This window comes from Pseudomonas sp. PDM17 (assembly GCF_014851985.1).
Lineage (GTDB): Bacteria > Pseudomonadota > Gammaproteobacteria > Pseudomonadales > Pseudomonadaceae > Pseudomonas.
On sequence record NZ_JACVAT010000002.1, the window covers coordinates 35,934 to 61,941 of the forward strand.

At 63.8% G+C, this 26,008-nt stretch carries 24 protein-coding genes; 17 read left to right on the plus strand and 7 right to left on the minus strand.

What is annotated here, in order from left to right; translation table 11 throughout:
- Nucleotides 1-5: 5 nt before the first annotated feature.
- Both IB256_RS06035 and IB256_RS06040 read right to left on the minus strand, forming a co-directional pair.
- Nucleotides 6-1,229, minus strand: coding sequence for an SfnB family sulfur acquisition oxidoreductase (locus tag IB256_RS06035; RefSeq protein ID WP_192295125.1), 1,224 nt, complete (start codon nt 1,227-1,229; stop codon nt 6-8).
- Between the two features lie 255 nt (nt 1,230-1,484).
- A complete protein-coding gene (locus IB256_RS06040; RefSeq protein ID WP_045208063.1) occupies nt 1,485-1,952 on the minus strand; it encodes a YbaK/EbsC family protein in 468 nt (155 codons plus the stop codon).
- A 324-nt stretch (nt 1,953-2,276) separates the two neighbouring features.
- Here IB256_RS06040 and IB256_RS06045 point away from each other — a divergent pair, with 324 nt between their 5' ends.
- Complete coding sequence (locus tag IB256_RS06045) at nt 2,277-2,702, plus strand: YciI family protein (RefSeq protein ID WP_045208059.1); 426 nt, start codon at nt 2,277-2,279, stop codon at nt 2,700-2,702.
- Nucleotides 2,703-2,719: 17 nt separating this feature from the next.
- A complete protein-coding gene (locus tag IB256_RS06050; RefSeq protein ID WP_192295126.1) occupies nt 2,720-3,136 on the plus strand; it encodes a VOC family protein in 417 nt (138 codons plus the stop codon).
- Nucleotides 3,137-3,193: 57 nt separating this feature from the next.
- Here IB256_RS06050 and IB256_RS06055 read toward each other — a convergent pair whose 3' ends face one another.
- Nucleotides 3,194-4,240 (minus strand): helix-turn-helix transcriptional regulator, encoded by a 1,047-nt coding sequence (locus tag IB256_RS06055; RefSeq protein WP_192295127.1) that lies wholly within the window; start codon nt 4,238-4,240, stop codon nt 3,194-3,196.
- A gap of 112 nt (nt 4,241-4,352) precedes the next feature.
- On the opposite strand from IB256_RS06055, the gene IB256_RS06060 reads away from it, so the two are divergent.
- The gene (locus IB256_RS06060; RefSeq protein WP_192295128.1) at nt 4,353-6,101 is read left to right on the plus strand and encodes an amidohydrolase; all 1,749 of its coding nucleotides are present in this window, start codon (nt 4,353-4,355) and stop codon (nt 6,099-6,101) included.
- Entirely contained in the window at nt 6,098-7,015 is a 918-nt protein-coding gene (locus IB256_RS06065; RefSeq protein ID WP_192401677.1) for a CobW family GTP-binding protein, read from the plus strand. Before IB256_RS06060 ends, IB256_RS06065 begins: the two co-directional genes overlap by 4 nt.
- Nucleotides 7,016-7,082: 67 nt before the next feature.
- Here IB256_RS06065 and IB256_RS06070 read toward each other — a convergent pair whose 3' ends face one another.
- Complete coding sequence (locus tag IB256_RS06070) at nt 7,083-7,364, minus strand: pyrimidine/purine nucleoside phosphorylase (RefSeq protein ID WP_024765480.1); 282 nt, start codon at nt 7,362-7,364, stop codon at nt 7,083-7,085.
- A gap of 133 nt (nt 7,365-7,497) precedes the next feature.
- On the minus strand, nt 7,498-8,049 hold the full coding sequence (locus IB256_RS06075) for an exonuclease domain-containing protein (RefSeq protein ID WP_045208048.1): 552 nt from the start codon (nt 8,047-8,049) through the stop codon (nt 7,498-7,500).
- 103 nt (nt 8,050-8,152) lie between these two features.
- Between IB256_RS06075 and IB256_RS06080 the strand changes: the two genes are divergently transcribed.
- Entirely contained in the window at nt 8,153-9,031 is an 879-nt protein-coding gene (locus IB256_RS06080; RefSeq protein ID WP_081516696.1) for an NAD(P)-dependent oxidoreductase, read from the plus strand.
- Nucleotides 9,032-9,096: 65 nt separating this feature from the next.
- Here IB256_RS06080 and IB256_RS06085 read toward each other — a convergent pair whose 3' ends face one another.
- Nucleotides 9,097-9,438, minus strand: coding sequence for a DMT family protein (locus IB256_RS06085; protein WP_045208042.1), 342 nt, complete (start codon nt 9,436-9,438; stop codon nt 9,097-9,099).
- 71 nt (nt 9,439-9,509) lie between these two features.
- On the opposite strand from IB256_RS06085, the gene IB256_RS06090 reads away from it, so the two are divergent.
- The 3 genes from IB256_RS06090 (at nt 9,510) to IB256_RS06100 (ending at nt 12,765) form a co-directional block, all read left to right on the plus strand.
- The gene (locus IB256_RS06090; RefSeq protein WP_192401679.1) at nt 9,510-11,759 is read left to right on the plus strand and encodes an alpha-glucosidase; all 2,250 of its coding nucleotides are present in this window, start codon (nt 9,510-9,512) and stop codon (nt 11,757-11,759) included.
- A gap of 21 nt (nt 11,760-11,780) precedes the next feature.
- Nucleotides 11,781-12,035 carry a YkgJ family cysteine cluster protein gene (locus tag IB256_RS06095; RefSeq protein WP_138216628.1) on the plus strand — a complete coding sequence of 85 codons (255 nt, stop codon included), beginning with the start codon at nt 11,781-11,783 and terminating at the stop codon, nt 12,033-12,035.
- 124 nt (nt 12,036-12,159) lie between these two features.
- Nucleotides 12,160-12,765: an START domain-containing protein gene (locus IB256_RS06100; protein ID WP_138216627.1), complete on the plus strand. Its 606-nt coding sequence runs from the start codon at nt 12,160-12,162 to the stop codon at nt 12,763-12,765.
- Nucleotides 12,766-12,926: 161 nt separating this feature from the next.
- Here IB256_RS06100 and gltA read toward each other — a convergent pair whose 3' ends face one another.
- Nucleotides 12,927-14,210: a citrate synthase gene (gene gltA, locus IB256_RS06105; RefSeq protein WP_045208034.1), complete on the minus strand. Its 1,284-nt coding sequence runs from the start codon at nt 14,208-14,210 to the stop codon at nt 12,927-12,929.
- A 354-nt stretch (nt 14,211-14,564) separates the two neighbouring features.
- Here gltA and sdhC point away from each other — a divergent pair, with 354 nt between their 5' ends.
- The 9 genes from sdhC to sucD all read left to right on the plus strand — a co-directional run bounded on the left by sdhC (nt 14,565) and on the right by sucD (nt 25,891).
- A complete protein-coding gene (gene sdhC, locus IB256_RS06110) occupies nt 14,565-14,951 on the plus strand; it encodes a succinate dehydrogenase, cytochrome b556 subunit (protein WP_167523168.1) in 387 nt (128 codons plus the stop codon).
- A complete protein-coding gene (gene sdhD, locus IB256_RS06115) occupies nt 14,945-15,313 on the plus strand; it encodes a succinate dehydrogenase, hydrophobic membrane anchor protein (protein ID WP_081517058.1) in 369 nt (122 codons plus the stop codon). The genes sdhC and sdhD overlap by 7 nt, the downstream gene beginning before the upstream one ends.
- Before the next feature lie 3 nt (nt 15,314-15,316).
- On the plus strand, nt 15,317-17,089 hold the full coding sequence (gene sdhA, locus IB256_RS06120) for a succinate dehydrogenase flavoprotein subunit (RefSeq protein ID WP_045208031.1): 1,773 nt from the start codon (nt 15,317-15,319) through the stop codon (nt 17,087-17,089).
- Nucleotides 17,090-17,100: 11 nt separating this feature from the next.
- Entirely contained in the window at nt 17,101-17,808 is a 708-nt protein-coding gene (locus IB256_RS06125; RefSeq protein ID WP_045208028.1) for a succinate dehydrogenase iron-sulfur subunit, read from the plus strand.
- A gap of 250 nt (nt 17,809-18,058) precedes the next feature.
- Nucleotides 18,059-20,890: a 2-oxoglutarate dehydrogenase E1 component gene (locus IB256_RS06130; protein WP_081516699.1), complete on the plus strand. Its 2,832-nt coding sequence runs from the start codon at nt 18,059-18,061 to the stop codon at nt 20,888-20,890.
- A gap of 42 nt (nt 20,891-20,932) precedes the next feature.
- The gene (odhB, locus tag IB256_RS06135; RefSeq protein WP_138525723.1) at nt 20,933-22,165 is read left to right on the plus strand and encodes a 2-oxoglutarate dehydrogenase complex dihydrolipoyllysine-residue succinyltransferase; all 1,233 of its coding nucleotides are present in this window, start codon (nt 20,933-20,935) and stop codon (nt 22,163-22,165) included.
- Between the two features lie 81 nt (nt 22,166-22,246).
- Complete coding sequence (gene lpdA / locus IB256_RS06140; protein ID WP_081516701.1) at nt 22,247-23,683, plus strand: dihydrolipoyl dehydrogenase; 1,437 nt, start codon at nt 22,247-22,249, stop codon at nt 23,681-23,683.
- A 160-nt stretch (nt 23,684-23,843) separates the two neighbouring features.
- Nucleotides 23,844-25,010 carry an ADP-forming succinate--CoA ligase subunit beta gene (gene sucC, locus IB256_RS06145; protein ID WP_015477516.1) on the plus strand — a complete coding sequence of 389 codons (1,167 nt, stop codon included), beginning with the start codon at nt 23,844-23,846 and terminating at the stop codon, nt 25,008-25,010.
- A complete protein-coding gene (gene sucD, locus IB256_RS06150; protein ID WP_038803160.1) occupies nt 25,010-25,891 on the plus strand; it encodes a succinate--CoA ligase subunit alpha in 882 nt (293 codons plus the stop codon). Before sucC ends, sucD begins: the two co-directional genes overlap by 1 nt.
- The last annotated feature ends 117 nt before the right edge of the window (nt 25,892-26,008 follow it).

The window sequence follows — 26,008 nt, forward strand, 5'->3', positions numbered from 1 at the left end:
CGTCCTCAGTTCCAGTCGTGGCGCGGCGGGCGCTTGTCGTTGAGCAGCCAGTTGCCGACCAGGTGGTACTTCCAGCGAACCGGGTCGTGCAGGGTGTGCACGCGGGCGTTGCGCCAGTGGCGGTCGAAGCCGTGGCGGGCGAGGGTGGAGCGGGTCCCGCCGAGTTCGAACAGCTTGTTCGAGGCCTCGATGGCGACCTCGGTCGTCAGCACCTTGGCCTTGGCCACGGCGACCGAGGCGCGGGCCACGCTGTCTTCGTCCGGCGCCGGGCGGGCGACGTCCATCACCTTTCCGGCACGTTCCAGCAGGGCGTCGGCGGCTTCGATGCGGATGCCCAGTTCGCCGACCTGGATGATGGTCAGCGGGTCTTCGCTGGCCTTTTCCACGCCGGCGTCGATCCACGGGCGCGCCTGCTCGCGGACGAAGGCGATGGTGTCGCGCAGCGCGGCGCGGGCGATACCGGCGTCGATGGCGGCGGTGGTGATCTGCGCGAACGGGCCGGCCAGGGTCGGCACGTCGTACGAGCGGTGAGTGGGGAAGACGTTGAACGCCGGAACGCGCAGGCCTTCCACCAGCACGGTGCCGCTGGAGGTGGTGCGCTGGCCGATGCTGGCCCAGTCGTCGACGATCACCAGCCCCGGCGTGCCGCGCGGGACGAAGGCGAGTTGGGCGTTGTTCTGCTCGTCGAGGCCGAGCACGCCGATCCAATGGGCGTAGAGCGAGCCGGTGCAGTAGCCCTTGCGGCCTTCGATCAGCACGCTGTCGCCGTCGTGGCGCAGGCGGGTCTGGATGTCCTGGACGTTCTTGCCGCCGGTTTCCGACAGCGCGTTGGCGAAGCGGTTGCCCTTGAGCGCGAGGTCGAAGAAGAAGCGCTTCTGCTCGTCGCTACCCTGCAGGCGGATGTCTTCCAGCAGGCAGTAGTGGTTCTGCGGAATCTGACCCAGCGACGGATCGGCGGCGGAGACGATGGCGATGACTTCGGCGAGGGTCGCGTAGGACACCTCGGCGCCACCGAACTCGCGGGGCACGGTGATGCCCCAAAGGCCGCTGTTGGAGTAGACCTCGACGACCTCGGGCGGGACGACGCGGTTGCGGTCGCGCTCGGCGGCACCTTCGAGCAGGAACGCGGCGACCTTATGGGCGACTTCGATGGCTTGCGCATCGGAGCCGATCCGCTGCGCGTTGGGCTCGCGGATGTCGTAATGGGCGGATTCGGGGAGTTGTGGCATGGCAGTACAGCGACCTCGGCAGATGAATCGACCCGGCGTTCGGGTCTGTCTGACTGAGTCACTGCACAAGCTGTGCCGTAAAATAAAGTCCTTTTAAATCAATGTTTTGTTGGTTATTCCCAACAGTTGCGGCGCTGGGTGAACAGCAAAGTGTTGGGCGTGTGTTGCTGGAGCAACACTTCAGGAACAGGGTGCAGGAGCGGGCCCTGCCCGCGATCCGCCGGCAGGGCCGGCGATTCCATTGGGGCGCGACGATCAGGCCAATTCCTGACAAACATCGATCCAATCCGCCGCCACCAGCTGCGCCATGCGCTGCGGCTCGATCCTCACGGCACTGTGTACCGCGCCGGCCGCCGGCAGCACTTCGTCGAACGCCTGCAGCGACACATCGCAATACACCGGCAAGGGTGTCGCCAGGCCGAACGGGCAGACGCCGCCCACCGGATGCCCGGTCAGCGCCACCACATCCTCGGCGCCAAGCATCTTGGCCTTGCCGCCGAAGGCTTCCTTGAGCTTGCGGTTGTCCAGCCGCGCATCGCCGCGGGCCACCACCAGCACGGTGCGCTCGCCGACGCGCAGGGACAGCGTCTTGGCAATGCGGCCCGGCTCGACGCCGTGGGCCTCGGCGGCCAGGGCGACGGTGGCGGTGCTGGTTTCCAGCTCGATGATGGCGATGTCGGGGGCCTTTTCGGCGAAGAAGGCGCGAACCGATTCCAGGCTCATGGGGCGATGCTCCGTGTCGTGCGAAAAGGACTGAATCTAGGGAGCGCGGCGGAGGCTGTCCAGTCAGCCATTCGTCTGTCAGTGCCGGCAGGGCGGCAGGTCCGCGCGAAGCTTGAACTCGCTCCCGGCCCTGATGGCCGGCCGTGAATCCACGGCCCGCTCGCAGCGCCATGGCGATCGCCGGCCTATGCTCAGAGCCCCCGTCGCCCCGCACGAAAAAAATTCGCGCGGCCTGTCGATCTGCCTTCACGCCCTTCGACTACTCGTCAGGAACCGGAAGCAACCGGCCGCCACGCTGAAAATGACAACAAGAGGAGAAAGACCATGCGTTTCATGGTGATCGTCAAAGCCACCGCCGACTCCGAAGCCGGTGTGATGCCCAAGGAAGAGCTGCTCGCCGCCATGGGGGCCTACAACGAGGAACTGGTGAAGGCCGGCGTGATGCTGGCCGGTGAAGGCCTGCACCCCAGCGTGAAGGGGGCGCGGGTGCGCTTCGATGGCGCGTCGCGGCAGGTGATCGACGGTCCGTTCGCCGAGACCAAGGAGCTGATCGCCGGCTTCTGGATCATGCAGACCGCGTCGCTGCAGGAGTGCATCGACTGGGTCAGACGCTCGCCCAATCCCTTCGACGGCGAGTCCGAGATCGAGATCCGGCAGATTTTCGAGGCCGAGGACTTCGGCGCCGAATTCACCCCGGAACTGCGCGAACAGGAAGAACGCCTGCGCGCCGAAATCGCCAGTAAATCCTGAGCCTGGAGCACACCGCCATGTTGATGAATGCCTACCTGGTCTTCGACGGCAACTGTGAAGAAGCCTTCCGTTACTACGCCGAAGTATTGCGCGCCGAATTGCCGGCACTGATGCGCTTCTCCGACGCGCCGGGCTGCGAAGACATGCCCGAGGCACTGAAGAACCGTGTTATTCACGTTCGCCTGGAGGTGGACGGCCACGTACTGATGGGCTCGGACGCCTCGCCGCAATGCGGCCAGTACGAGGGCGTGAAGGGCGTATCGATCACCCTCAACGTCGATACCAAGGCCGAGGCGCGGCGCCTCTTCGAAGCTCTCGGCAAGGGCGGTAAGGTCACCATGCCGCTGGAACAGACCTTCTGGGCGGAGCTGTTCGGCGCCGTGGAAGATCGCTTCGGGGTGCCGTGGATGATCAATTGCGAGAAGGAAGGCTGACGCCGGCATTTCCCTGTAGGAGCGCCCCATGGGCGCGATCGCGGGCATGGCCCGCTCCTACAGGGAGTCCTTCCCGGCGTCGGCGCGGAACCGCTCCGGCGTCGTCCCGGTGAACCGCTGGAAGGCCCGGTGAAAGCTGGTGACGTGCTCATAGCCGAGCAGGAAGGCAATTTCCTGCAGCGCCATCCGGCTGGCCAGCAGATAACGCTGGGCCAGCGCCATCCGCACCTCCAGCACTATTCCCTTGAAGGTCAGCCCGTGCTCGCGCAGCCGGCGTTGCAACGTATGCGGCGGCAGACGCAGCCAGGCGGCGGTCTGCTCCAGGTCCGGCAGCGGGATACGCGCGTTTTGCAGCAGGTAGTAGCGCACATCGTCCGGCAGCGCGGAGCCGCGCTCGAAGCTGGCCAAAGTCGCCGCACCCTGCGCCTGGCACAGCCTGCTCACCGACGGGTTGGCGGTGGAGAAGGGCTGGTCATGGAAGGCCTTCGGCATCCACAGTTCGGCCTGCCCGGCATTGAACTGGCAGGGGCCGGGGAAGAGTTCGCCGTACAGGGCCGCGTGGGCCGGCGGCGGGTAGGGCAGGTGCAGTTGCATGCCGGCGCAGGCCTCCAGGTCCGGCAGGCGCTGGCACAGCCAGCGCCAGGTGCTGCTCAGCCACTCCTCGCAGAGGGCGATGCGCTCCACCTCGCTGAAGGGCGGTAGCTGCAGCGTCAGGCGGATGTGCTCGCCGACTTCCTCGCGGTGGGTGTGGATCGGGTGTGGCATCAGGCTCGACGGCTGGCCTAGGGAAATGTCCCAGGAGCGCCGCAGGTTGGCCGCGCTGATCAACGCGTAGCCGATCACCCCCAGGTCATAGAGGTTGTAGCGCTGGCCCAGGCGCAGGAAGAAGTCACTCGGGCCAAGCAGCCCGGCGGCCTGCTGCAGCAGCCGGTAATAGCGGGCGAAGTTCATCTCGGCAGCCGCCGCTTCGCTGTTGCTGGGCAGGCCGAGGCCACCCAGCAGGGGGGCCAGCGCCGGCAGGGAGGGGCGTGCGCGCCACTCGTCGAGGAAGTGGCGGAACAGCTGCCGGGCGGCGTAATCGATGTCGAAGGACGCGGTGGGCATCAGGTAGGCTCAAGCTGTTGTCTGGTGCTAGTGAGTTGTCATCTTATGCTAGTCGGTGATCGAAAGCCGAGCCCTATACTGCCTCCACGGACAAGAACAACAAGGGCTTCCCATGACCGCTCCGGACCGCTTCCGCTCCTCCAATTCCCCCACCGACCGCTTCGCCGAACTGCTGCTGCACAACGGCCGCGTCTATACGCTCGACCCCGCCCAGCCCTGGGCCGAGGCCATGGCCATCCGCGATGGCCGGCTGCTGGCGGTGGGCTGCCGGGAGGATATGGAGCACCTGATCGGCCCGGATACCCTGGTGCGCGACCTCGAAGGCGCGTTCTGCATGCCCGGCCTGCACGACATGCACACCCACCCGGACCTGGCGCTGAACCCGCGCTACGCCGACGACCTCGACGTCGGCATCGAGGACCCGACCCCGGAGCAGCTTGCAAAAGCCATCCTCGATTACGCCGCCAGCCACCCCGGTGACGGTTGGGTCTACGGCCAGTACTGGGTGCGCTACACCTTCCGCGAAGCCGGGCTGAAGCCGGGCCGCGAGTGGCTCGACAGCATCCTGCCGGATCGCCCCGTGGCGCTGCTCGACCGCATGTGGGGCACCATGATGGTCAATTCCCGCGCGCTGGAACTGGCCGGCATCGACGCCAGCACCGCCGACCCGCGCAACGGCTACCTGGAGCGCGACGAGCTGACCGGCGAGCCCAACGGCCTGATGATCGACGGCGCCTATGCGCTGATCCACGCCGCCATGCCGCCGACCCCGGCCAAGGTACTGCGCCAGTCCTACCGCGAGGGTGTGCACTTCCAGAGCTCGCGCGGCGTCACGGCGGCCAAGTACCTGCACGTCTGCGAGAACCGCCTGGACGCCCTCAAGTACCTCGACGATGCCGGCCAACTGACCCTGCGTGTGGAAGCGGCGATCAGCTGGCAGGACGACATCTTCCCGGTGCGTCGCCGCTGGGAGCTGCTCAGCGGCGAGCGTCACTACTATCGCAGCGCACGGTTGTCGGCGAACGCTGTGAAGTTCCACTTCGACGGTACCGTCGAGCCGCGCTCCTCCTTCCTTATTACACCCTGGCCGGGCGAAGACGCCTGGCGCGGCAAGCTCAACCTGACGCCCGAGCACATCACCGATATGGTGGTGGACATGGATAGCCGCGGCATTCGCGTCATCGCCCACTGTACTGGCGATGCGGCGTCCGACGTGTTCCTCGACGCAGTGGCCGAGGCGCGCCGGCGCAATGGCTTCAGCGGCGTGCGCCACCAGTGTGCGCACAGCACCATCCTGCATCCGAGCAACCTCAAGCGCTTCCGCGAGCTGGAAGTGATCGCCGAGTTCTCCCCGGCAGCCTGGTACCCAACGCCCTTCGCCAGCGGCGCGCGTTCGGGCTACGGCACGGATCGGCTGAAGCGCATCTACGACTTCAAGGGCGTGCTGGCCGCCGGCGGCATCGCAGTGTTCGGCACCGACTGGCCGGTGGCGTCCATCGACCCCTGGCTGGCGCTGGAAACCCTGGTCACCCGGCAAAACCCGTGGAACGACGACCCGGCCTGCTTCGGCGAGCCGATCAGCCTGGAGCAGGCGATCCGCGTGGCGACCCTCAATGGTGCCTATGCCATGGGCCTGGAGAAGCTCACCGGCAGCCTGGAAGCGGGCAAGTCGGCAGACTTCATCGTGCTCGACCGCAACCTGTTCGAGCAGCCGGCGCGCAACTTCATCCACCGCACCGAGGTGCAACTGACCTTCGTCGAAGGCCGCCCGGTGTACGACCGTCTCGGCCAGTTCAGCGATACGGCCCTGGCGGCGGTGTGGCAGGGCGAGCCGCCGCGCATCGAAGGCGTCAACGCATGAACGCCGCGAGCATCCCGGTGACGGTGGTTGCCGGCTTTCTCGGCGCGGGCAAGACCACGCTGCTGCGCAACCTGCTGGAACGCTGCGAAGGCCGGCGCCTGGCGGTGATCGTCAATGATTTCGGCGAGCTGAACATCGACGCCGGCATGATCGCCGAGCAGACCGAGGCCGTGTACAGCCTGGAGAACGGCTGCATCTGCTGCAGCGTGCAGGACGACCTGCTGGCGCAGCTGGAGCGCCTGGCGACCATGCACCCGCCGCTGGAACAGGTGGTGATCGAGTGCAGCGGGGTGTCCGACCCGCAGCGCATCGTGCAGACGCTGGGTTACCCGAAACTGCGCAGGCGCCTGCATCTGGATGCGGTGCTCACCGTGGTCGATGCTGCCCGCCGGGAACCGCTGGAAGGTGAGTATGCGCGACTGGAACGCATGCAGGCCGCCGCCGCCGACCTGCTGCTGCTGAATAAATGCGACCTGCTGGACGCCGACGAGCGCGCCAGCCAGCGCGAGCGCTTCGGCCGGGGCGCGCGGGTGCTGGAAACTATCCAGGCGCAGATTCCCGATGAGCTGCTGCTAGGTGAGCCGTCGCGCAAGCTGCGGCCCCATGGGCAGGAAGGCATCGACCATGGCGACCTGTTCGACAGCTGGAGCTGGCAGGGCGATACGGCCTTCGACGGCGCGCGGTTGAAACAATGGCTGGAGGCACTGCCACGCGGTCTGTTGCGCCTCAAGGGGCTGATTCGCCTGGCGGGACAGGGCGATACGGTGTGGCTGCAATATGTCGGCGGGCGCTATCAGCTCCGCCCGGCCACTGCGATCGAGGCGGCGCAGGGCTCGCGGCTGGTGTTCATTGCCGAGAAGGATGCGGGGTTGCGGGCGGATATTGAAGGCGGTCTGCACAACTGCTTTTCGTAGGAGCATTGCCAAAGCGCAGACAACAAAAAACCGGCCACCAGGGCCGGTTTCTCACGACGCGCCGAACTCAGCGGTATTCGCAGAGGTAGGCGGTGTCCTGGGCGACTTTCAGCTGGAACTTGCTGTTGGCCGGCACGGTGAAGTTGCTGCCGCCTTCGAAGGTTTCCCAGCTGTCGCTGCCCGGCAGCTTGACGGTCAGCGCGCCGGCGACGACGTGCATCACCTCCAGCTGGCTGGTGCCGAATTCGTATTCGCCGGGAGCCATCACGCCAATGGTGGCGGGGCCTGCGGTCATGTCGAAGGCGATGGATTTGACGGTGCCGTCGAAGTACTCGTTGACCTTGAACATGGGCTTCTCCTGCTAGAGGGGTGAAAAAGGGCCCGCCAGTATGCCCAAGGCCGCAGGCCCCGTCACTAGAGCGGCGCAGGCGACCGTGCGGTCAGTGCAAGGTCGGCGCTGAATCGACGATGGATCGGCGGTTTCAGCCGGCGACGGGCAGGGTCAGCGGCAGCAGGCGGGCGGTATTGCGGGCGTCTTCCAGGGCACGGTGCGGCTGACCCTGGAAATGCAGGCCGGCCAGGTGCAGCGCGGCGTTCAGGCCGACCTGGCGCTTGAGCTGACGGGCCTGGGCGAAGCGCTGCTTGAGGTTGACGTGAGGGACGCGGGACAGGTGGCTGTCCAGGTGCTGGCGGCGCCATTCCAGTTCCAGCTGGTGGCGGTCGTAGTCGCCCCAACTGGTCCAGCCGGCCAGGCGCGGGCTGTGCTGGGCGAGCCAGCGCTCGAACTGCGGCCAGACCTCGCGCAGCGGGGCGGCGGCATCGACGTTGGCCTGGGTGATGTGGGTGAGTTCGCGACAGAAGGTCGTCAGCAGCGGGCGTCGCTGCGGGCGGACGAAACGCTGGAAATGGTCCAGCTCGCGGCCGTCGGCCTCGGCAACCAGGCTCGCGCCGATCTCGATGATCTCCATTTCCTCGACCGGCCAGCCGCCTTCCTCGGTGGTGGCTTCCAGGTCGATCACCAGCCAGTGGGGCATAGTCGGTGCTCGTGGTTGGGTTCGAATCGAGTATGGAAGGCGTTTGCGGGACCGGCAAACCGCTGTGCTAGGCTGAGCGACTTGATCGGACAAGGGGACTGCGATGGCGAAAGTGGCTTTCATCGGCCTGGGCGTGATGGGTTACCCCATGGCCGGGCATCTGGCGCGCGAAGGGCACGAGGTGTGCGTCTACAACCGCACCGCGAGCCGCGCCGCCCAGTGGGTCAAGCAGTTCGGCGGCAGCTCGGCGCAGACCCCGCGCGAGGCCGCGCAGTGGGCCGACTTCGTGATGTGCTGCGTGGGCAACGATGACGACCTGCGCAGTGTGGTGCTGGGTGAGGATGGCGCGCTGGCCGGCATGCAGCCCGGCTCCGTGCTGGTGGACCACACCACCGCCTCGGCCGAAGTGGCCCGCGAGCTGGCGGTGGCGGCGGCCGAGCGCGAGCTGGGCTTCCTCGATGCGCCGGTTTCCGGTGGCCAGGCCGGCGCCGAGAACGGTGCGCTGACGGTGATGGTCGGCGGCGACGCTGACCTCTACGCCCGCGCCGAGCCGGTGATCGCCACCTATTCGCGCATGGTGCGGCGCATGGGCCCGGTGGGCAGCGGCCAGTTGACCAAGATGGTCAACCAGATCTGCGTCGGCGGCCTGCTGCAGGGGTTGTCCGAGGCGCTGCACTTCGCCCAGAGCGCCGGCCTCGACGGTATGGCGGCGATGGAAGTGATCAGTAAGGGCGCCGCGCAGTCCTGGCAACTGGAAAATCGCCACCAGAGCATGCTGGAAGGTCGCTTCGACTTCGGCTTTGCGGTGGACTGGATGCGCAAGGACCTGGGTATCGTCCTGGATGAGGCTCGCCGCAACGGCGCGCAGTTGCCGGTGACGGCGCTGGTCGACCAGTTCTACGCCGAGGTGCAGGCCGCCGGCGGCGGGCGCTGGGACACTTCCAGCCTGATCACCCGCCTTCAGGACTCGCCCGAGGCCTGATCCGTTTCTCCCCCTCAGGTGGCGCCATCGGTCGCAGAGATCGTCGTGCGCCGCTCCTGATCGCCTCAGGCGCGGAAGATAAAGTACACCGCGCCCAGCAGGCACAAGCCGGCCCATAGATAGTCGAGCTTCAGTGGCTGCTGCATGAAGTACACGCTGAACGGCACGAAGACCGCCAGCGTGATGACCTCCTGCATGATCTTCAGCTGCCCCACCGACATCACCGTGTAGCCTATGCGGTTGGCCGGCACCTGCAGCAGATATTCGAACAGTGCGATGCCCCAGCTGACCAGCGCCGCGATGATCCACGGCTTGCTGCTCAGGGTTTTCAGGTGGCCGTACCAGGCGAAGGTCATGAACAGGTTGGAGAGTGACAGAAGAAACGCGGTTTGCAGCCAGACCGGCATGGCAGCGGCTCCAGAAGGGGACTGCGCCTGAGCCTAGTGGATGCGCGACGCGACAGCCAAGGGGCGGGATATTGATCAGGTTCGTATTGCGGGGAACGGCGGCGCTGCTGGTGCTGGGGGTATTGGCGTTCGGCGGCTGGAAAGGTTGGCAGTGGTGGCAGCAGCGGCCGGTCTGGGCGCAGCTGACGGTGGCTCCGGCCATGGCTGCCGGGCAGAACTGGTCGCTGGGTGACTATCGCCTGGAGTGGGACGGTGCGTCCTTCGCCCTGCGCGCGGGCGAACATCCCGCGCAGACGCTGTGGCAGACCCGTGGCGGATTCCTGGCCGCGGGTATCGGTCGTGTGGACGCCGAAGAGCATCGCGGCGCGATGTTCGTCCATGAACACCGCGAGCTGCTGTGTCGCCAGCAGCAGTTGGACTCCGTGCGCGCTGAAGCGGACACGCTGCTGATCGCCGGTACGCTCAGTTGTGCCGATGGCCGGCAGGCTCCTTATACCTTCTCGTTGCGCGCCGACGGCGAGCGCGGCGTGGTGATGGACGTGAGCCTGAATGATCCGGCGTTGAACCGTCTTTACCTGGCGTGGGCGCGGGAGGCAGGCGAACAGTTCCACGGTTTCGGCGAGCAGTTCACCCGCTTCGACCTGAGCGGGCGCCGCCTGCCGATCCTGGTGCAGGAGCAGGGCGTCGGGCGCGGTCTGCAACCGATCACCCTGGCCGCGGACCTCAGTGCCCGCGCCGGTGGCGACTGGTGGACCACCTACGCGCCGGTGCCTTTCTATCTCACCTCACGGCTGCATGGCTTCTTCAGCGAGGCGTCGGAGTACCAGGTCTTCGACCTGCGCGACGAGCAGCGCGTGGCGCTGGAGGTGCATGCTGGCAAGCTCCAGGCGCACATCTATAAAGGCAGCAGCCCCAAGGCGTTGATCGAGGCGCACACCTCGGTGGTCGGGCGCATGCCGCCGTTGCCGGCCTGGACCCAGCAGGGCGCGATCCTCGGGCTGCAGGGCGGCACCGAGCGTGTGCGCGGCATCGTCCGGCAATTCGAGCAGGCGAAGGTGCCGCTGGCCGGCGTCTGGGTGCAGGACTGGGTCGGCCAGCGCACCACCAGTTTCGGCAAGCAGCTGTGGTGGAACTGGGTGCTGGATGGCGAACGCTATCCGGGCTGGTTGGCGTTCAACACTGAACTGCGGGCCAAGGGCATTCGCAGTCTGGCCTATGTGAATCCCTTCCTGGTGGATACGGCGGAGAAGGGCGGGGCGACCCGCAACCTCTATCGCGAGGCGCTGGAACACGGCTATCTGACCCTGGATCAACAAGGGCAGCCGCTGCTGTTGCAGAACACCAGTTTCAGCGCCGGCCTGGTTGATCTCACCAACCCGCAGGCGGCTGATTGGCTGCGCGGGGTGATGCACGACGAAATGCTTGGCGCGGGCTTCTCCGGCTGGATGGCGGACTTCGGCGAAGCGCTGCCTTACGAGGCGAAGCTGGCATCCGGCGAGCCGGCTGCGGCTCTGCACAATCGCTATCCGGAGCTGTGGGCGAAGCTGAACCGGCAACTGGTGGACGAGGAGGGCGCCGGCGACCTGCTGTTCTTCATGCGCTCCGCTTACAGTCACAGCCCCGGCCTGACCACCAGCATGTGGCTGGGCGACCAGTTGGTGACCTGGGATGCCGACGACGGTCTGCACAGCGCGCTGCTGGGACTGCTGTCGGGCGGTGTATCCGGATTCAGCCTGAACCACAGCGATACCGGGGGCTACACCACCATCAGCAGCCCGATCAGGAACTACCACCGAAGCGAGGAGCTGCTGCTGCGCTGGATGGAGTTCTCCGCCTTCACCAGCCTGCTGCGCACCCACGAGGGCAATCGCCCGGACGACAACGTGCAGGCCTACAGCACGCCGGCCACTGTGGCGCAGTTGCAGCGCTTCGCCACGGTGTTTCGTGAGCTGGCGCCGTACCGTCAGCGCCTGATGGACGAGGCGGCGCAGCATGGCTGGCCGCTGGTGCGCCCGCTCTGGCTGGAGTTCCCCGCTGATCCGGCCAGCTTGGCGGAAACGCCGACGAGCTATATGCTCGGCGACCAATTTCTGGTGGCCCCGGTACTGGAGCCCGGTGTGCAGCGTCTGAACGTGGCGTTGCCCGAGGGCCGCTGGGTGCATCTGTGGAGTGGCAGCACCTTCGCGGTGGCTTCTGGCGGTTCTGTCGAAGTCCCCGCGCCCATTGGCGAGCCGGCGGTGTTCTACCGTGCTGGCTCCGCCGAGGGCGAGCATCTGGTGGCGGCACTGCGCGAGCAGAGGCTGCTGCGCTCCAATCCTTGAAGTCGAGTAGAGAGTTCATCCATGCAATGCCGTATCGGCTGTGGCGCCTGCTGCATAGCGCCGTCGATTTCCTCGCCCATCCCCGGCATGCCTGACGGCAAGCCGGCTGGCGTGCGCTGCGTGCAACTGGATGAGCGCAATCTGTGCAAACTATTCGGCGACTCTCGGCGTCCAAAGGTCTGTGCGGCCTTCGAGGCGGACGCCGACGCCTGCGGCAGCAGCAACGAGCAGGCCCTGCAGATCCTCACCGAGTGGGAACGCATTACCGCTGCCTGATGTGACTTGGAAGTCACGTTTTCGCGGTCCATACTGATGCCCCGACCCGCTCAAGACCGCGGATTGCGACGGGGCGGCGGCGTTTGCTGCCCCCACAAGATCAAGAATAAAGAGAGGTAAGACGATGCGTGGTGTATTGCGTATGACCCTGCTGGCCACTGCCGTGATGGGCTTTGCCGGCACTGCCCTGGCGGAAGACTGGAAGCTGGAGAAGGAAGAAGACGGCGTGAAGGTCTTCCTCAGCCCTGTGGCCGGCTCCAAGTACAAGGCCTACCGTGGCGTCGTCGACATCAAGGCCGATGTGGCCAAGATCAACGCCCTGCAGGAAGACGTGGCCGGTTCCTGCAAGTGGATCCACGCCTGCGCCGAAATGCGCCTGCTGAAAACCGAAGGCGACAATTCCTGGACCTACTCGAAGATCGACATGCCCTGGCCGGTGACCGGCCGCGACGTGGTGATCCATGTGACCACCGAGAAGACTGCCGACGGCGGCCTGATCCGTCATCTGAAAGCCGAACCGACCTATATCCCCGAAGAGAAGGGCGAAATCCGCGTGCCGAAGTTGATCGGCGAGTGGAAGCTGGTCCCCAAGGGCGCCGGCGTGACCGAAGTGACCTACCAGGTGCAGACCGAGCCGGGTGGCAGCATCCCGTCCTGGCTGGCCAACAGCTTCGTGGTCGATGCGCCGATGAACACCCTGAAGGGCCTGCGCAGCGCTGCCGAGAAGTAACAGACGCTGACGTTCCCCTTCATGAAAAAGCCGCCTTCGGGCGGCTTTTTCGTTCCTGTCGTGGCGCGTCGGCGGGGCTCGCTCCTGCAGGAAGGCGAAACCTTGCCCGTGGCAATAAAAAAGGCCGCCCGAAGGCGGCCTTTCCTCGTACGCCGAAGCGCTTAGCGGGCCTTGAGGTCCACGAAGTCGCGCTGGGTGGCGCCGGTGTACAGCTGACGCGGACGGCCGATCTTGTACGGACCGGAGAGCATTTCCTGCCAGTGCGAGATCCAGCCCACGGTACGTGCCAGGGCGAAGATCACGGTGAACATGCTGGTCGGAATGCCGATGGCCTTCAGGATGATGCCGGAGTAGAAGTCCACGTTCGGGTAGAGGTTGCGCTCCACGAAGTAGGGATCGTGGCGGGCGATTTCTTCCAGCTTCATGGCCAGTTCCAGTTGCGGGTCGTTGATGCCCAGCTCCTGGAGAACCTCGTCGCAGGTCTGTTTCATGACCTTGGCGCGCGGGTCGAAGTTCTTGTACACGCGGTGGCCGAAGCCCATCAGCTTGAACGGATCGTTCTTGTCCTTGGCCTTGGCCACGAACTTCTCGATGTTCGACACGTCACCGATCTCGTCCAGCATGCGCAGAACGGCTTCGTTGGCACCGCCGTGAGCCGGTCCCCACAGGGCAGCGATGCCCGAGGCGATACAGGCGAACGGGTTGGCGCCCGAGGAGCCCGCCAGGCGCACGGTGGAGGTGGAAGCGTTCTGCTCGTGATCGGCGTGCAGGATGAAGATGCGGTCCATGGCCTTGGCCAGCACGGGGCTGATCGGCTTGGTCTCGCAAGGGGTGTTGAACATCATATGCAGGAAGTTTTCTGCATAGTTCAGGTCGTTGCGCGGGTACATCATCGGCTCGCCCTTGGAGTACTTGTACACCATGGCAGCAATGGTCGGCATCTTTGCGATCAGACGATGCGCCGAGACTTCCCGGTGCTTCGGATTATTGATGTCCAGGGAGTCGTGATAGAAGGCGGAGAGGGCGCCGATCACGCCGCACATCACGGCCATCGGGTGCGCATCACGGCGGAAACCGTTGAAGAAGGTCTTCAGCTGTTCATGAACCATGGTGTGGTTCTTGATGGTGCCGACGAACTTCTCTTTCTGCTCGGCAGTGGGCAGTTCGCCGTTGAGCAGCAGGTAGCAGGTTTCCAGGTAGTCGGACTTCTCGGCGAGTTGCTCGATCGGGTAGCCGCGGTGCAGCAGTACACCTTTATCACCATCGATGTAGGTGATCTTCGACTCGCAGGAGGCGGTGGACATGAAGCCGGGGTCGAAAGTGAAGTGACCCGTGGAGGTCAGGCCCCGCACGTCGACAACATCGGGACCCAGCGTGCCGGAGAGGACAGGCAGTTCGACGGGGGCAGCGCCCTCGATGATCAACTGCGCTTTTTTGTCAGCCATGATGGCCTCCTATTTATGCTTGAAATCATCTGTACGACCCCCCACGCAGGGCCCGCACCACTATAGAGAGATAAATCCGAATGTCAATTTGCACAATCGGAGAAGTTTGGCTCCTCCAAGCCCCTGTTTTGCCGGAAAAATTTGCCTGTTTACGCCTTTTCGGGGGGTGCGGCAATTAGTCCTTAGGTGAAGGTCTTTCCGTTGTCATTAGGAGCCTAACTGTCTATACTCGGCGACCAGCCGCCAAGGGCCGTCCGGCCTCGCTTGATTGGTGGTTGTCACTCCCGAAGGTGATGGGTACCTGACAAGTGCACCTCCCGACAACTAGCCCTGATTCATAGAAGGGCTCTCAGTGTGAAAAAAGCCGTGAATAGCAAACGACCCGTAAACCTAGACCTAAGGACCATCCAACTCCCTATCACTGCTTACACGTCGATTCTCCACCGCATCTCTGGCGTCATTCTGTTCGTGGGCATCGCAGTGCTGCTGTTCGCACTGGATCGTTCCCTCGCTTCGGAAGAAAGCTTCGAGCAGGTGAAGGCGTGTCTGACCCATCCGTTGGTCAAGCTTGTGATCTGGGGCCTGCTGTCTGCGCTCCTGTACCACCTGGTAGCCGGTATTCGTCACCTCGTCATGGACGCAGGTATTGGCGAAACGCTGGAAGGCGGTAAGCGTGGTTCGAAAATCGTCATCGCTGTCGCAGTGGTGCTGATCGTTCTGGCGGGGGTATGGGTATGGTAACTAACGTCACTAACTTGTCGCGTTCGGGTCTCTATGACTGGATGGTCCAGCGCGTCTCCGCGGTCGTTCTCGCGGCTTATGTTCTCTTCCTGCTGGGCTTCCTGATCGCCCACCCGGGTATCACCTACACCGAGTGGCATGGTCTGTTCTCCCACAGCCTGATGAAGATTTTCAGCCTGTTGACGCTGGTTTCCCTGAGCGTGCACGCGTGGGTTGGTATGTGGACCATCACTACCGACTACCTGACTCCGATGGCGCTGGGCAAGTCCGCGACCGTCGTGCGTTTCCTCGTCCAGGCGGTATGCGGCATGGCCATGTTCGCATTCTTCGTCTGGGGTGTGCAGATTCTCTGGGGTAACTGATCCATGGCTAGCATTCGTACTCTTTCCTTCGACGCCATCATCGTTGGTGGTGGCGGCGCCGGCATGCGCGCTGCGCTGCAACTGGCCCAGGGCGGTCACAAGACTGCCGTGGTGACCAAGGTCTTCCCGACCCGTTCGCACACCGTATCCGCCCAGGGCGGCATCACCTGCGCCATCGCTTCGGCCGACCCGAACGACGATTGGCGCTGGCACATGTACGACACCGTCAAGGGCTCCGACTACATCGGTGACCAGGACGCTATCGAATACATGTGCTCCGTCGGCCCGGAAGCCGTGTTCGAACTGGAACACATGGGTCTGCCGTTCTCCCGTACCGAGCAGGGTCGCATCTACCAGCGTCCGTTCGGTGGCCAGTCCAAGGACTTCGGCAAGGGTGGCCAGGCTGCCCGTACCTGCGCCGCGGCTGACCGTACCGGTCACGCCCTGCTGCACACTCTCTATCAGGCCAACCTGAAGAGCGGTACTTCCTTCCTTAATGAGTGGTACGCGGTTGACCTGGTGAAGAACCAGGACGGTCATGTGGTTGGCGTCATCGCCATCGACATCGAAACCGGCGACACCGTTTATATCCGCTCCAAAGCCGTGGTCCTGGCCACTGGCGGTGCCGGCCGTATCTACGCCTCCACCACCAACGCCCTGATCAACACCGGTGACGGCATCGGTATGGCCCTGCGCGCTGGCGTGCCGGTGCAGGACATCGAGATGTGGCAGTTCCACCCGACCGGCATCGCCGGCGCTGGTGTACTGGTCACCGAAGGTTGCCGCGGTGAAGGTGGCTACCTGATCAACGCCCATGGCGAGCGTTTCATGGAGCGTTACGCTCCGAACGCGAAAGACCTGGCCGGCCGCGACGTGGTTGCCCGCTCCATGGTTAAAGAAGTGATCGCCGGCAACGGCGTGGGCCCGAACAAGGACCACGTACTGCTGAAGCTCGACCACCTCGGCGAAGAAGTTCTGCACAGCCGCCTGCCTGGCATCTGCGAACTGTCCAAGACCTTCGCCCACGTTGACCCGGTTGTCGCTCCGATCCCGGTTATCCCGACCTGCCACTACATGATGGGCGGCGTTGCCACCAACATCCATGGCCAGGCCCTGACCATGGACGCCAACGGCAACGAGCAGATCATCGAAGGCCTGTTCGCCGTAGGCGAAGTGGCTTGCGTATCGGTACACGGCGCCAACCGCCTGGGCGGCAACTCGCTGCTCGACCTGGTTGTGTTCGGTCGTGCCACCGGTCTGCACCTGGAGAAGGCGCTCAAGGATGGTATCGAGCACCGCCAGGCTTCCGAGTCCGACCTGGAGTCCGCTTTCAAGCGCCTGAACGGCGTGAACGAGCGCACCAGCGGCGAAGAAGTCGCTCCGCTCAAGCGCGAGCTGCAATCCTGCATGCAGAACTACTTCGGTGTGTTCCGTACCGGCGAATACATGCAGAAAGGTATCGCTCAGCTGGCTGATCTGCGTGAGCGTATCGCTGCGGTCAAGATCAACGACAAGAGCCAGGCATTCAACACGGCGCGTATCGAAGCGCTGGAACTGCAGAACCTCCTCGAAGTGGCCGAAGCCACTGCGATTGCGGCAGAAGCCCGCAAAGAGTCCCGCGGCGCGCATGCCCGTGAAGACTTCGAGGAGCGCGATGACGAGAACTGGCTGTGCCACACCCTGTACTTCCCGGGTGAGAAGCGTGTAGCCAAGCGTGCCGTCAACTTCGCGCCGAAAACTGTTCCGGCATTCGAACCCAAGGTTCGTACTTACTAAGGGTGCCCGCCATGTTGCAAGTGAGTGTTTACCGCTACAACCCTGAGAAGGACGCTGCACCTTACATGCAGGACTTCCAGGTCGATACCGACGGCAAGGACATCATGGTCCTGGACGTGCTGGCGCTGATCAAGGAACAGGACGAGGGCTTCTCCTACCGTCGTTCCTGCCGTGAAGGCGTGTGCGGTTCCGACGGTATGAACATGAATGGCAAGAACGGCCTGGCCTGCATCACCCCCCTGTCGGCCGTTGGCCTGAAGGGCGGCAAGCTGGTCATTCGCCCGCTGCCCGGCCTGCCGGTCATCCGTGACCTGGTCGTCGACATGCGCATCTTCTACAAGCAGTACGAGAGCGTGAAGCCGTTCCTGCAGAACAAATATGCAGCGCCGGCCATCGAACGTCTGCAAAGCCCGGAAGAGCGCGAGAAGCTGGACGGTCTGTACGAGTGCATCCTGTGCGCCTGCTGCTCGACCTCCTGCCCGTCGTTCTGGTGGAACCCCGACAAGTTCCTGGGTCCCGCCGCACTGCTGCAAGCCTATCGCTTCCTGGCCGACAGCCGTGACACCGAAACTCAGGCGCGCCTGGCGAGCCTGGATGACCCGTTCAGCGTCTTCCGCTGCCGCGGGATCATGAACTGCGTGAACGTCTGCCCGAAGGGTCTGAACCCCACCAAGGCAATCGGTCACATCCGTAACATGCTGCTGCAGAGCGGCACTTGATCCGAGGGCCTCGCGCCCAAAGATCATTGCAAGAGCGACACCTGTGCCGCCGGAACATTTTCCGGCGGTACAGTCCCTAGGACCCAAGCCCACAAAGCGGGGGTCCTGTTTTGAAAACGTATATATGACCAGCAGGGGCATCCGGGCTGGTACCCGGACTATCTGCGGGGATCGGTGGCTTGAAGTCGCTGTGTATGACTTCGCGCCAGAGATTCCACAGGTGGAGTCCCCTTACCGAGGGTGACCAAGCATGCACGAAAGCGTAATGCAGCGGATGTGGAACAGTGCCCATCTATCCGGTGGAAACGCTGCCTACGTCGAAGAGCTCTACGAGCTCTACCTGCACGACCCGAACGCTGTGCCAGAAGAGTGGCGCACGTACTTCCAGAAGCTCCCCGCCGACGGCAATCCTGCCCCCGACGTCTCGCATTCCTCTATCCGTGATCATTTCGTACTCCTGGCCAAGAACCAGCGCCGCGCTGCGCCTGTTTCCGCTGGCAGCGTAAGCACCGAGCACGAGAAAAAGCAGGTTGAAGTCCTGCGTCTGATCCTGGCATACCGTCTGCGTGGACATCAGGCAGCATCGCTCGATCCGCTGGGTCTCTGGGTGCGTACCGCTCCCTCCGATCTGTCGCTCGAACACTACGGGCTCACCGCTGCAGACCTCGACACTACTTTCCGTACCGGTGAGCTCTACATCGGCAAGGAAGAAGCGACCCTGCGTGAAATCATCGATGCGCTGAAGCAGACCTACTGCAGCACCATCGGCGCCGAGTTCATGCACATCGTCGATTCCGAGCAGCGCCACTGGTTCGCCCAGCGCCTTGAAAGCGTGCGCGGCCGTCCGACGTATTCCGCCGACGCCCGTTCCCACCTGCTCGAGCGCCTGACCGCTGCCGAAGGCCTGGAAAAGTACCTGGGCACCAAGTACCCGGGCACCAAGCGCTTCGGCCTGGAAGGCGGCGAGAGCCTGATCCCGATGATCGACGAGATCATCCAGCGCTCCGGCTCCTACGGCGTCAAGGAAATCGTCATCGGCATGGCCCACCGTGGCCGTCTGAACGTCCTGGTCAACACCCTGGGCAAGAACCCGCGCGACCTCTTCGACGAGTTCGAAGGCAAGAAACTGGTCGAACTGGGCTCGGGTGACGTGAAGTACCACCAGGGCTTCTCCTCCAACGTCATGACCACCGGCGGCGAAGTCCACCTGGCCCTGGCGTTCAACCCCTCGCACCTGGAAATCGTTTCCCCGGTGGTCGAGGGCTCGGTACGCGCTCGTCAGGACCGTCGTAAAGACGGCAGCGGCGACAAGGTCGTGCCGATCTCCATCCACGGCGATGCCGCCTTCGCGGGGCAGGGCGTGGTCATGGAAACCTTCCAGATGTCGCAGACCCGTGCTTACAAGACGGGCGGCACCATCCACATCGTGATCAACAACCAGGTCGGCTTCACCACCAGCCGTCAGGACGATGCTCGTTCCACCGAGTACGCGACCGACGTGGCGAAGATGATCCAGGCGCCGATCTTCCATGTGAATGGCGACGATCCGGAAGCGGTCCTGTTCGTGACCCAGCTGGCCATCGATTACCGCATGCAGTTCAAGCGTGACGTGGTCATCGACCTGGTCTGCTACCGTCGTCGCGGCCACAACGAGGCCGACGAGCCGAGCGGCACCCAGCCGATGATGTATCAGCAGATCGCCAAGCAGCGCACCACCCGTGACCTGTATGCCGACGCGCTGATCGCCGCTGGCGTGCAGACCACCGAGCAGGCCCAGGAGAAGGTCGACGAATACCGCGACGCTCTCGACAACGGCCTGCACGTGGTGAAGAGCCTGGTGAAGGAGCCCAACAAGGAGCTCTTCGTCGACTGGCGTCCGTACATCGGCCATGCCTGGACCGCCCGTCACGACACCCGTTGCGACCTGAAGACCCTGCAGGACCTGTCCAACAAGCTGCTGGAAACCCCGGACGGCTTCGTCATGCAGCGTCAGGTACAGAAGATCTACGAAGACCGCGCCAAGATGGCTGCCGGTGGCTTCCCGATCAACTGGGGCTTCGCCGAGAACCTGGCCTACGCCACCCTGCTGTTCGAAGGTCACCCGGTCCGCATGACCGGTCAGGACGTCGGCCGCGGCACCTTCTCGCACCGCCACGCGGCGCTGCACAACCAGAAGGACGACTCGGTCTACATCCCGCTGGCCAACCTGTTCGACGGCCAGCCGCGCGTCAGCCTGTACGACTCCTACCTCTCGGAAGAAGCTGTACTGGCGTTCGAATACGGCTACGCCACCACCACCCCGGATGCACTCGTGGTGTGGGAAGCGCAGTTCGGTGACTTCGCCAACGGTGCACAGGTCGTGATCGACCAGTTCATCACCAGCGGCGAAACCAAGTGGCAACGTCTGTGTGGTCTGACCATGCTGCTGCCGCACGGTTACGAGGGCCAGGGTCCGGAGCACTCCTCCGCGCGTCTGGAGCGTTACCTGCAGCTGTGCGCCGAGCAGAACATCCAGGTCTGCGTGCCGACTACTCCGGCTCAGGTCTACCACATGCTGCGTCGTCAGGTGATCCGTCCGCTGCGCAAGCCGCTGATCGTGATGACTCCGAAGTCGCTGCTGCGTCACAAGCTGGCCATCTCGACCCTGGAAGATCTGGCCGACGGTTCGTTCCAGACTGTGATCAACGAGATCGACAGCCTGGATCCGAAGAAAGTCGACCGCATCGTGCTGTGCAGCGGCAAGGTCTACTACGACCTGCTGGAGAAGCGTCGTGCCGAAGGTCTCGAGAACATCGCGATCGTTCGTATCGAGCAGCTGTATCCCTTCCCGGAAGACGATCTGACCGAGGTGCTGTCGCAGTACAAGAACCTCAAGCACATCGTCTGGTGCCAGGAAGAGCCGATGAACCAGGGCGCCTGGTTCTGCTCGCAGCACCACATGCGTCGTGTCATCGCCGCGCACAAGAAAGGTCTCAACCTGGAATACGCGGGCCGCGAAGGCTCGGCAGCTCCGGCTTGCGGCTACGCTTCGATGCACGCCGAGCAGCAGGAAAAACTGCTGCAGGACGCCTTCACCGTTTAACGCCAACGCGCAGTTGATACCGAATTTAAGGAAACACACATAATGGCTATCGAAATCAAAGCCCCAACCTTCCCGGAATCGGTTGCCGACGGCACCGTCGCAACCTGGCACAAGAAGGTCGGTGAAGCCGTCAAGCGTGACGAGCTGATCGTCGACATCGAGACCGACAAGGTCGTGATCGAAGTACTGGCCGAGGCCGACGGCGTCCTGGCTGAGATCGTCAAGAACGAAGGCGACACCGTTCTTTCCAACGAACTGCTGGGCAAGCTGAGCGAAGGCGGTGCTGCCGCTGCCGCTCCGGCTGCTGCCTCGGCTCCGGCTGCCGCACCGGCTGCTGCTGCCCCGGCCGCCGCTGCCGGCGACGACAACATCCTCTCGCCGGCTGCCCGCAAGCTGGCCGAAGAGAACGGCATCGACCCGAACAGCCTGGCCGGCACCGGCAAGGGCGGTCGCGTGACCAAGGAAGACGTCGTAGCCGCCGTTGAAGCCAAGAAGAATGCCCCGGCTGCCGCTCCGGCCGCCAAGGCAGCTGCTCCGGCCGCTGCCGCTGCTCCCGTGTTCGCCGCTGGCGACCGCGTCGAGAAGCGCGTGCCGATGACCCGCCTGCGCGCCAAGGTTGCCGAGCGTCTGGTCGAAGCCCAGTCCTCCATGGCCATGCTGACTACCTTCAACGAAGTCAACATGAAGCCGATCATGGACCTGCGCAACAAGTACAAGGACCTGTTCGAGAAGAAGCACAACGGCGTTCGCCTGGGCTTCATGTCCTTCTTCGTCAAGGCCGCCACCGAAGCCCTGAAGCGCTTCCCGGGCGTCAATGCCTCGATCGACGGCAACGACATCGTCTACCACGGCTACCAGGACATCGGTGTGGCAGTTTCCAGCGACCGCGGTCTGGTCGTACCGGTTCTGCGCAACGCCGAGTTCATGAGCCTGGCCGAGATCGAGAACGGTATCGCCACCTTCGGCAAGAAAGCCAAAGACGGCAAGCTGTCCATCGAAGACATGACCGGTGGTACTTTCACCATTTCCAACGGTGGCGTATTCGGTTCCCTCCTGTCGACTCCGATCGTCAACCCGCCGCAGACCGCCATCCTCGGCATGCACAAGATCCAGGAACGCCCGATGGCCGTTAATGGCCAGGTAGTGATCCTGCCGATGATGTACCTGGCGCTGTCCTACGATCACCGCATGATCGATGGCAAGGAAGCGGTAAGCTTCCTGGTCACCATGAAGGATCTGCTGGAAGATCCGGCTCGCCTGCTGCTCGACGTCTGATACGTCAGTTCACACGACGGCCCCGTACTACACGACGGCCCCGCAAGGGGCCGTCCGCTTCACCGGAATAAGGATTGAGACATGAGCCAGAAATTCGACGTGGTTGTGATTGGTGCCGGCCCCGGCGGTTACGTAGCCGCCATCCGTGCCGCCCAACTCGGCCTGAAGACCGCTTGCATCGAGAAGTACATCGGTAAAGAGGGCAAGGTCGCTCTCGGCGGTACCTGCCTGAACGTAGGCTGCATTCCGTCCAAGGCGCTGCTGGACAGCTCCTGGAAGTACAAGGAAGCCAAAGAGAGCTTCGACGTTCACGGTATCTCCACTGGCGAAGTGAAGATGGACGTTCCGGCGATGATTGGTCGCAAGGCCAACATCGTGAAGAACCTGACCGGCGGCATCGCCACCCTGTTCAAGGCCAACGGCGTGACCTCCTTCGAAGGCCACGGCAAGGTCCTGGCCAACAAGCAGGTCGAAGTGACCGGCCTGGACGGCAAGACCCAGGTTCTGGAAGCCGACAACATCATCATCGCTTCGGGCTCCAAGCCGGTTGAAATCCCGCCGGCCCCGCTGACCGAAGACATCATCGTCGACTCCACCGGCGCCCTGGAATTCCAGAGCGTACCGAAGAAACTCGGCGTGATCGGCGCTGGCGTCATCGGCCTGGAGCTGGGTTCGGTCTGGGCTCGCCTGGGCGCTGAAGTCACCGTCCTGGAAGCCCTGGACAAGTTCCTCCCGGCTGCCGACGAGCAGATCGCCAAGGAAGCCCTGAAGACCCTGACCAAGCAAGGTCTGAACATCCGCCTGGGCGCTCGCGTTACCGGTTCGGACGTGAAGAAGAAGCAGGTCACCGTGACCTTCACCGACGCCAACGGCGAGCAGAAGGAAGTCTTCGACAAGCTGATTGTGGCCGTGGGCCGTCGCCCGGTGACCACCGATCTGCTGGCTGCCGACAGCGGCGTGACCCTGGACGAGCGTGGCTTCATCTTCGTCGACGACCAGTGCAAGACCAGCGTTCCGGGCGTCTACGCCATCGGTGACGTGGTCCGCGGCGCCATGCTGGCGCACAAGGCCTCGGAAGAAGGCGTGATGGTTGCCGAGCGCATCGCCGGCCACAAGGCCCAGATGAACTACGACCTGATTCCGTCGGTGATCTACACCCACCCGGAAATCGCATGGGTCGGCAAGACCGAGCAGCAGCTCAAGGGTGAAGGCGTCGAAGTCAACGTCGGTACCTTCCCGTTCGCCGCCAGCGGCCGCGCCATGGCTGCCAACGACACCGGCGGTCTGGTCAAGGTCATCGCCGATGCCAAGACCGACCGCGTACTGGGCGTCCACGTGATCGGCCCGAGCGCCGCCGAGCTGGTTCAGCAAGGCGCGATCGGCATGGAATTCGGTACCAGTGCCGAAGACCTGGGCATGATGGTCTTCTCCCACCCGACTCTGTCCGAAGCGCTGCACGAAGCGGCCCTGGCAGTGAATGGCCACGCCATCCACATCGCCAACCGCAAGAAGCGCTAAGGAACGGGACCACGGCGGGGAGGGCGGCAGTCTTTTGCGAGGGGCTGCCGTCCATCCCGCCGGATCGTTTCTCCCCCGAGGGGGACTCGGTCACAGGTGGCGTGGTGCCACGAGCGCCGCGCCGAATGCGCAATACCCAAGACGAAAACGGTAGACAAGCATGAATCTCCACGAATATCAGGGTAAGCAGCTGTTCGCTGAGTACGGCCTGCCCGTATCCAAGGGCTTCGCCGTCGACACACCCGAAGAGGCCGCAGAAGCCTGTGAAAAAATCGGTGGTACCGAGTGGGTCGTTAAAGCCCAGGTACACGCCGGTGGCCGCGGTAAAGCGGGCGGTGTGAAGCTGGTCAAGAGCAAAGAGGACGCCAAGGCGTTCGCCGCCAACTGGCTGGGCAAGCGTCTGGTGACTTACCAGACTGACGCCAACGGCCAGCCGGTCAGCAAGATCCTGGTGGAATCCTGCACCGACATCGACAAGGAGCTGTACCTCGGCGCCGTTGTCGACCGTTCCAGCCGTCGCATCGTCTTCATGGCCTCCACCGAAGGTGGCGTGGACATCGAGAAAGTTGCGCACGAGACTCCCGAGAAGATTCTGAAGGCCACCATCGATCCGCTGGTTGGCGCTCAGCCCTACCAGGGCCGTGAGCTGGCTTTCCAGCTGGGCCTCAAAGGCGACCAGATCAAGCAGTTCACCCACATCTTCGTTGGCCTGGCCAAGCTGTTCCAGGACTACGACCTGGCACTGCTGGAAGTGAACCCGCTGGTGATCAAGAAAGACGGCAACCTGCACTGCCTGGACGCCAAGATCAACATCGACTCCAACGCCATGTACCGTCAGCCCAAGCTGCGCGCCATGCACGACCCGTCCCAGGACGACGCTCGTGAAGCCCATGCGCAGAAGTGGGAACTGAACTACGTCGCACTGGAAGGCAACATCGGCTGCATGGTCAACGGCGCTGGCCTGGCCATGGGCACCATGGACATCGTCAACCTGCACGGCGGCAAGCCGGCCAACTTCCTCGACGTTGGCGGCGGTGCCACCAAAGAGCGCGTGACCGAAGCGTTCAAGATCATCCTGTCCGACAGCAACGTCGCTGCCGTTCTGGTGAACATCTTCGGCGGCATCGTTCGCTGCGACATGATTGCCGAAGGCATCATCGGCGCCGTGAAAGAAGTCGGCGTGAAAATCCCTGTTGTCGTTCGTCTGGAAGGCAACAACGCCGACCTCGGCGCCAAGGTCCTGGCCGAAAGCGGTCTGAACATCATCGCGGCGACCAGCCTGACCGACGCTGCCCAGCAAGTCGTCAAGGCCGCGGAGGGTAAGTAATGAGCGTCCTGATCAATAAAGACACCAAAGTCATCTGCCAGGGCTTCACCGGCTCGCAGGGTACCTTCCACTCCGAACAAGCCATTGCCTACGGCACCAAGATGGTTGGCGGCGTGACCCCCGGCAAGGGCGGCACCACCCACCTGGGTCTGCCGGTGTTCAACACCGTCAAGGAAGCCGTGGAAGCTACCGGCGCTGACGCTTCGGTCATCTACGTTCCGGCTCCGTTCTGCAAGGACTCGATCCTGGAAGCGGCCTTCGGCGGCATCAAGCTGATCGTCTGCATCACCGAAGGCATCCCGACCATCGACATGCTGGAAGCCAAGGTCAAGTGCGACGAGCTGGGCGTACGCCTGATCGGCCCGAACTGCCCGGGCGTGATCACTCCCGGCGAGTGCAAGATCGGCATCATGCCGGGTCACATCCACCTGCCGGGCAAGGTAGGCATCGTGTCGCGTTCCGGCACCCTGACCTACGAAGCCGTGAAGCAGACCACTGACGCCGGCTTCGGCCAGTCCACCTGCGTGGGCATCGGTGGTGACCCGATCCCTGGCTCCAACTTCATCGACATCCTGAAGCTGTTCCAGGAAGACCCGAAAACCGAAGCCATCGTGATGATCGGCGAAATCGGTGGTTCGGCCGAAGAAGAAGCGGCTGCCTACATCAAGGCCAACGTGACCAAGCCGGTGGTGTCCTACATCGCTGGTGTAACCGCACCGCCCGGCAAGCGCATGGGCCACGCGGGCGCCATCATCTCCGGTGGCAAGGGCACTGCGGACGAGAAGTTCGCTGCCCTGCAGGACGCTGGCGTGAAAACCGTGCGTTCCCTGGCTGACATCGGCAAGGCCCTGGCCGAGCTGACCGGCTGGCCGGTCAAGTAAGCGCCTCGCTTATTTAACCGTCCATCAACAGAGGCCACCTTCGGGTGGCCTCTGTCGTTATGGCGGCGTCTACAAAGTGTCGTTCAGGCGACACCCGCTTTCATTCCGCGGACGATC

Coding starts and splice junctions, on each gene's coding strand:
- IB256_RS06035 (WP_192295125.1), bottom strand. CDS start 1,229: ATGCCACAACTCCCCGAATCCGCCCATTACGACATCCGCGAGCCCAAC.
- IB256_RS06040 (WP_045208063.1), bottom strand. CDS start 1,952: ATGAGCCTGGAATCGGTTCGCGCCTTCTTCGCCGAAAAGGCCCCCGAC.
- IB256_RS06045 (WP_045208059.1), top strand. CDS start 2,277: ATGCGTTTCATGGTGATCGTCAAAGCCACCGCCGACTCCGAAGCCGGT.
- IB256_RS06050 (WP_192295126.1), top strand. CDS start 2,720: ATGTTGATGAATGCCTACCTGGTCTTCGACGGCAACTGTGAAGAAGCC.
- IB256_RS06055 (WP_192295127.1), bottom strand. CDS start 4,240: ATGCCCACCGCGTCCTTCGACATCGATTACGCCGCCCGGCAGCTGTTC.
- IB256_RS06060 (WP_192295128.1), top strand. CDS start 4,353: ATGACCGCTCCGGACCGCTTCCGCTCCTCCAATTCCCCCACCGACCGC.
- IB256_RS06065 (WP_192401677.1), top strand. CDS start 6,098: ATGAACGCCGCGAGCATCCCGGTGACGGTGGTTGCCGGCTTTCTCGGC.
- IB256_RS06070 (WP_024765480.1), bottom strand. CDS start 7,364: ATGTTCAAGGTCAACGAGTACTTCGACGGCACCGTCAAATCCATCGCC.
- IB256_RS06075 (WP_045208048.1), bottom strand. CDS start 8,049: ATGCCCCACTGGCTGGTGATCGACCTGGAAGCCACCACCGAGGAAGGC.
- IB256_RS06080 (WP_081516696.1), top strand. CDS start 8,153: ATGGCGAAAGTGGCTTTCATCGGCCTGGGCGTGATGGGTTACCCCATG.
- IB256_RS06085 (WP_045208042.1), bottom strand. CDS start 9,438: ATGCCGGTCTGGCTGCAAACCGCGTTTCTTCTGTCACTCTCCAACCTG.
- IB256_RS06095 (WP_138216628.1), top strand. CDS start 11,781: ATGCAATGCCGTATCGGCTGTGGCGCCTGCTGCATAGCGCCGTCGATT.
- IB256_RS06100 (WP_138216627.1), top strand. CDS start 12,160: ATGCGTGGTGTATTGCGTATGACCCTGCTGGCCACTGCCGTGATGGGC.
- gltA (WP_045208034.1), bottom strand. CDS start 14,210: ATGGCTGACAAAAAAGCGCAGTTGATCATCGAGGGCGCTGCCCCCGTC.
- sdhD (WP_081517058.1), top strand. CDS start 14,945: ATGGTAACTAACGTCACTAACTTGTCGCGTTCGGGTCTCTATGACTGG.
- sdhA (WP_045208031.1), top strand. CDS start 15,317: ATGGCTAGCATTCGTACTCTTTCCTTCGACGCCATCATCGTTGGTGGT.
- IB256_RS06125 (WP_045208028.1), top strand. CDS start 17,101: ATGTTGCAAGTGAGTGTTTACCGCTACAACCCTGAGAAGGACGCTGCA.
- IB256_RS06130 (WP_081516699.1), top strand. CDS start 18,059: ATGCACGAAAGCGTAATGCAGCGGATGTGGAACAGTGCCCATCTATCC.
- odhB (WP_138525723.1), top strand. CDS start 20,933: ATGGCTATCGAAATCAAAGCCCCAACCTTCCCGGAATCGGTTGCCGAC.
- lpdA (WP_081516701.1), top strand. CDS start 22,247: ATGAGCCAGAAATTCGACGTGGTTGTGATTGGTGCCGGCCCCGGCGGT.
- sucC (WP_015477516.1), top strand. CDS start 23,844: ATGAATCTCCACGAATATCAGGGTAAGCAGCTGTTCGCTGAGTACGGC.
- sucD (WP_038803160.1), top strand. CDS start 25,010: ATGAGCGTCCTGATCAATAAAGACACCAAAGTCATCTGCCAGGGCTTC.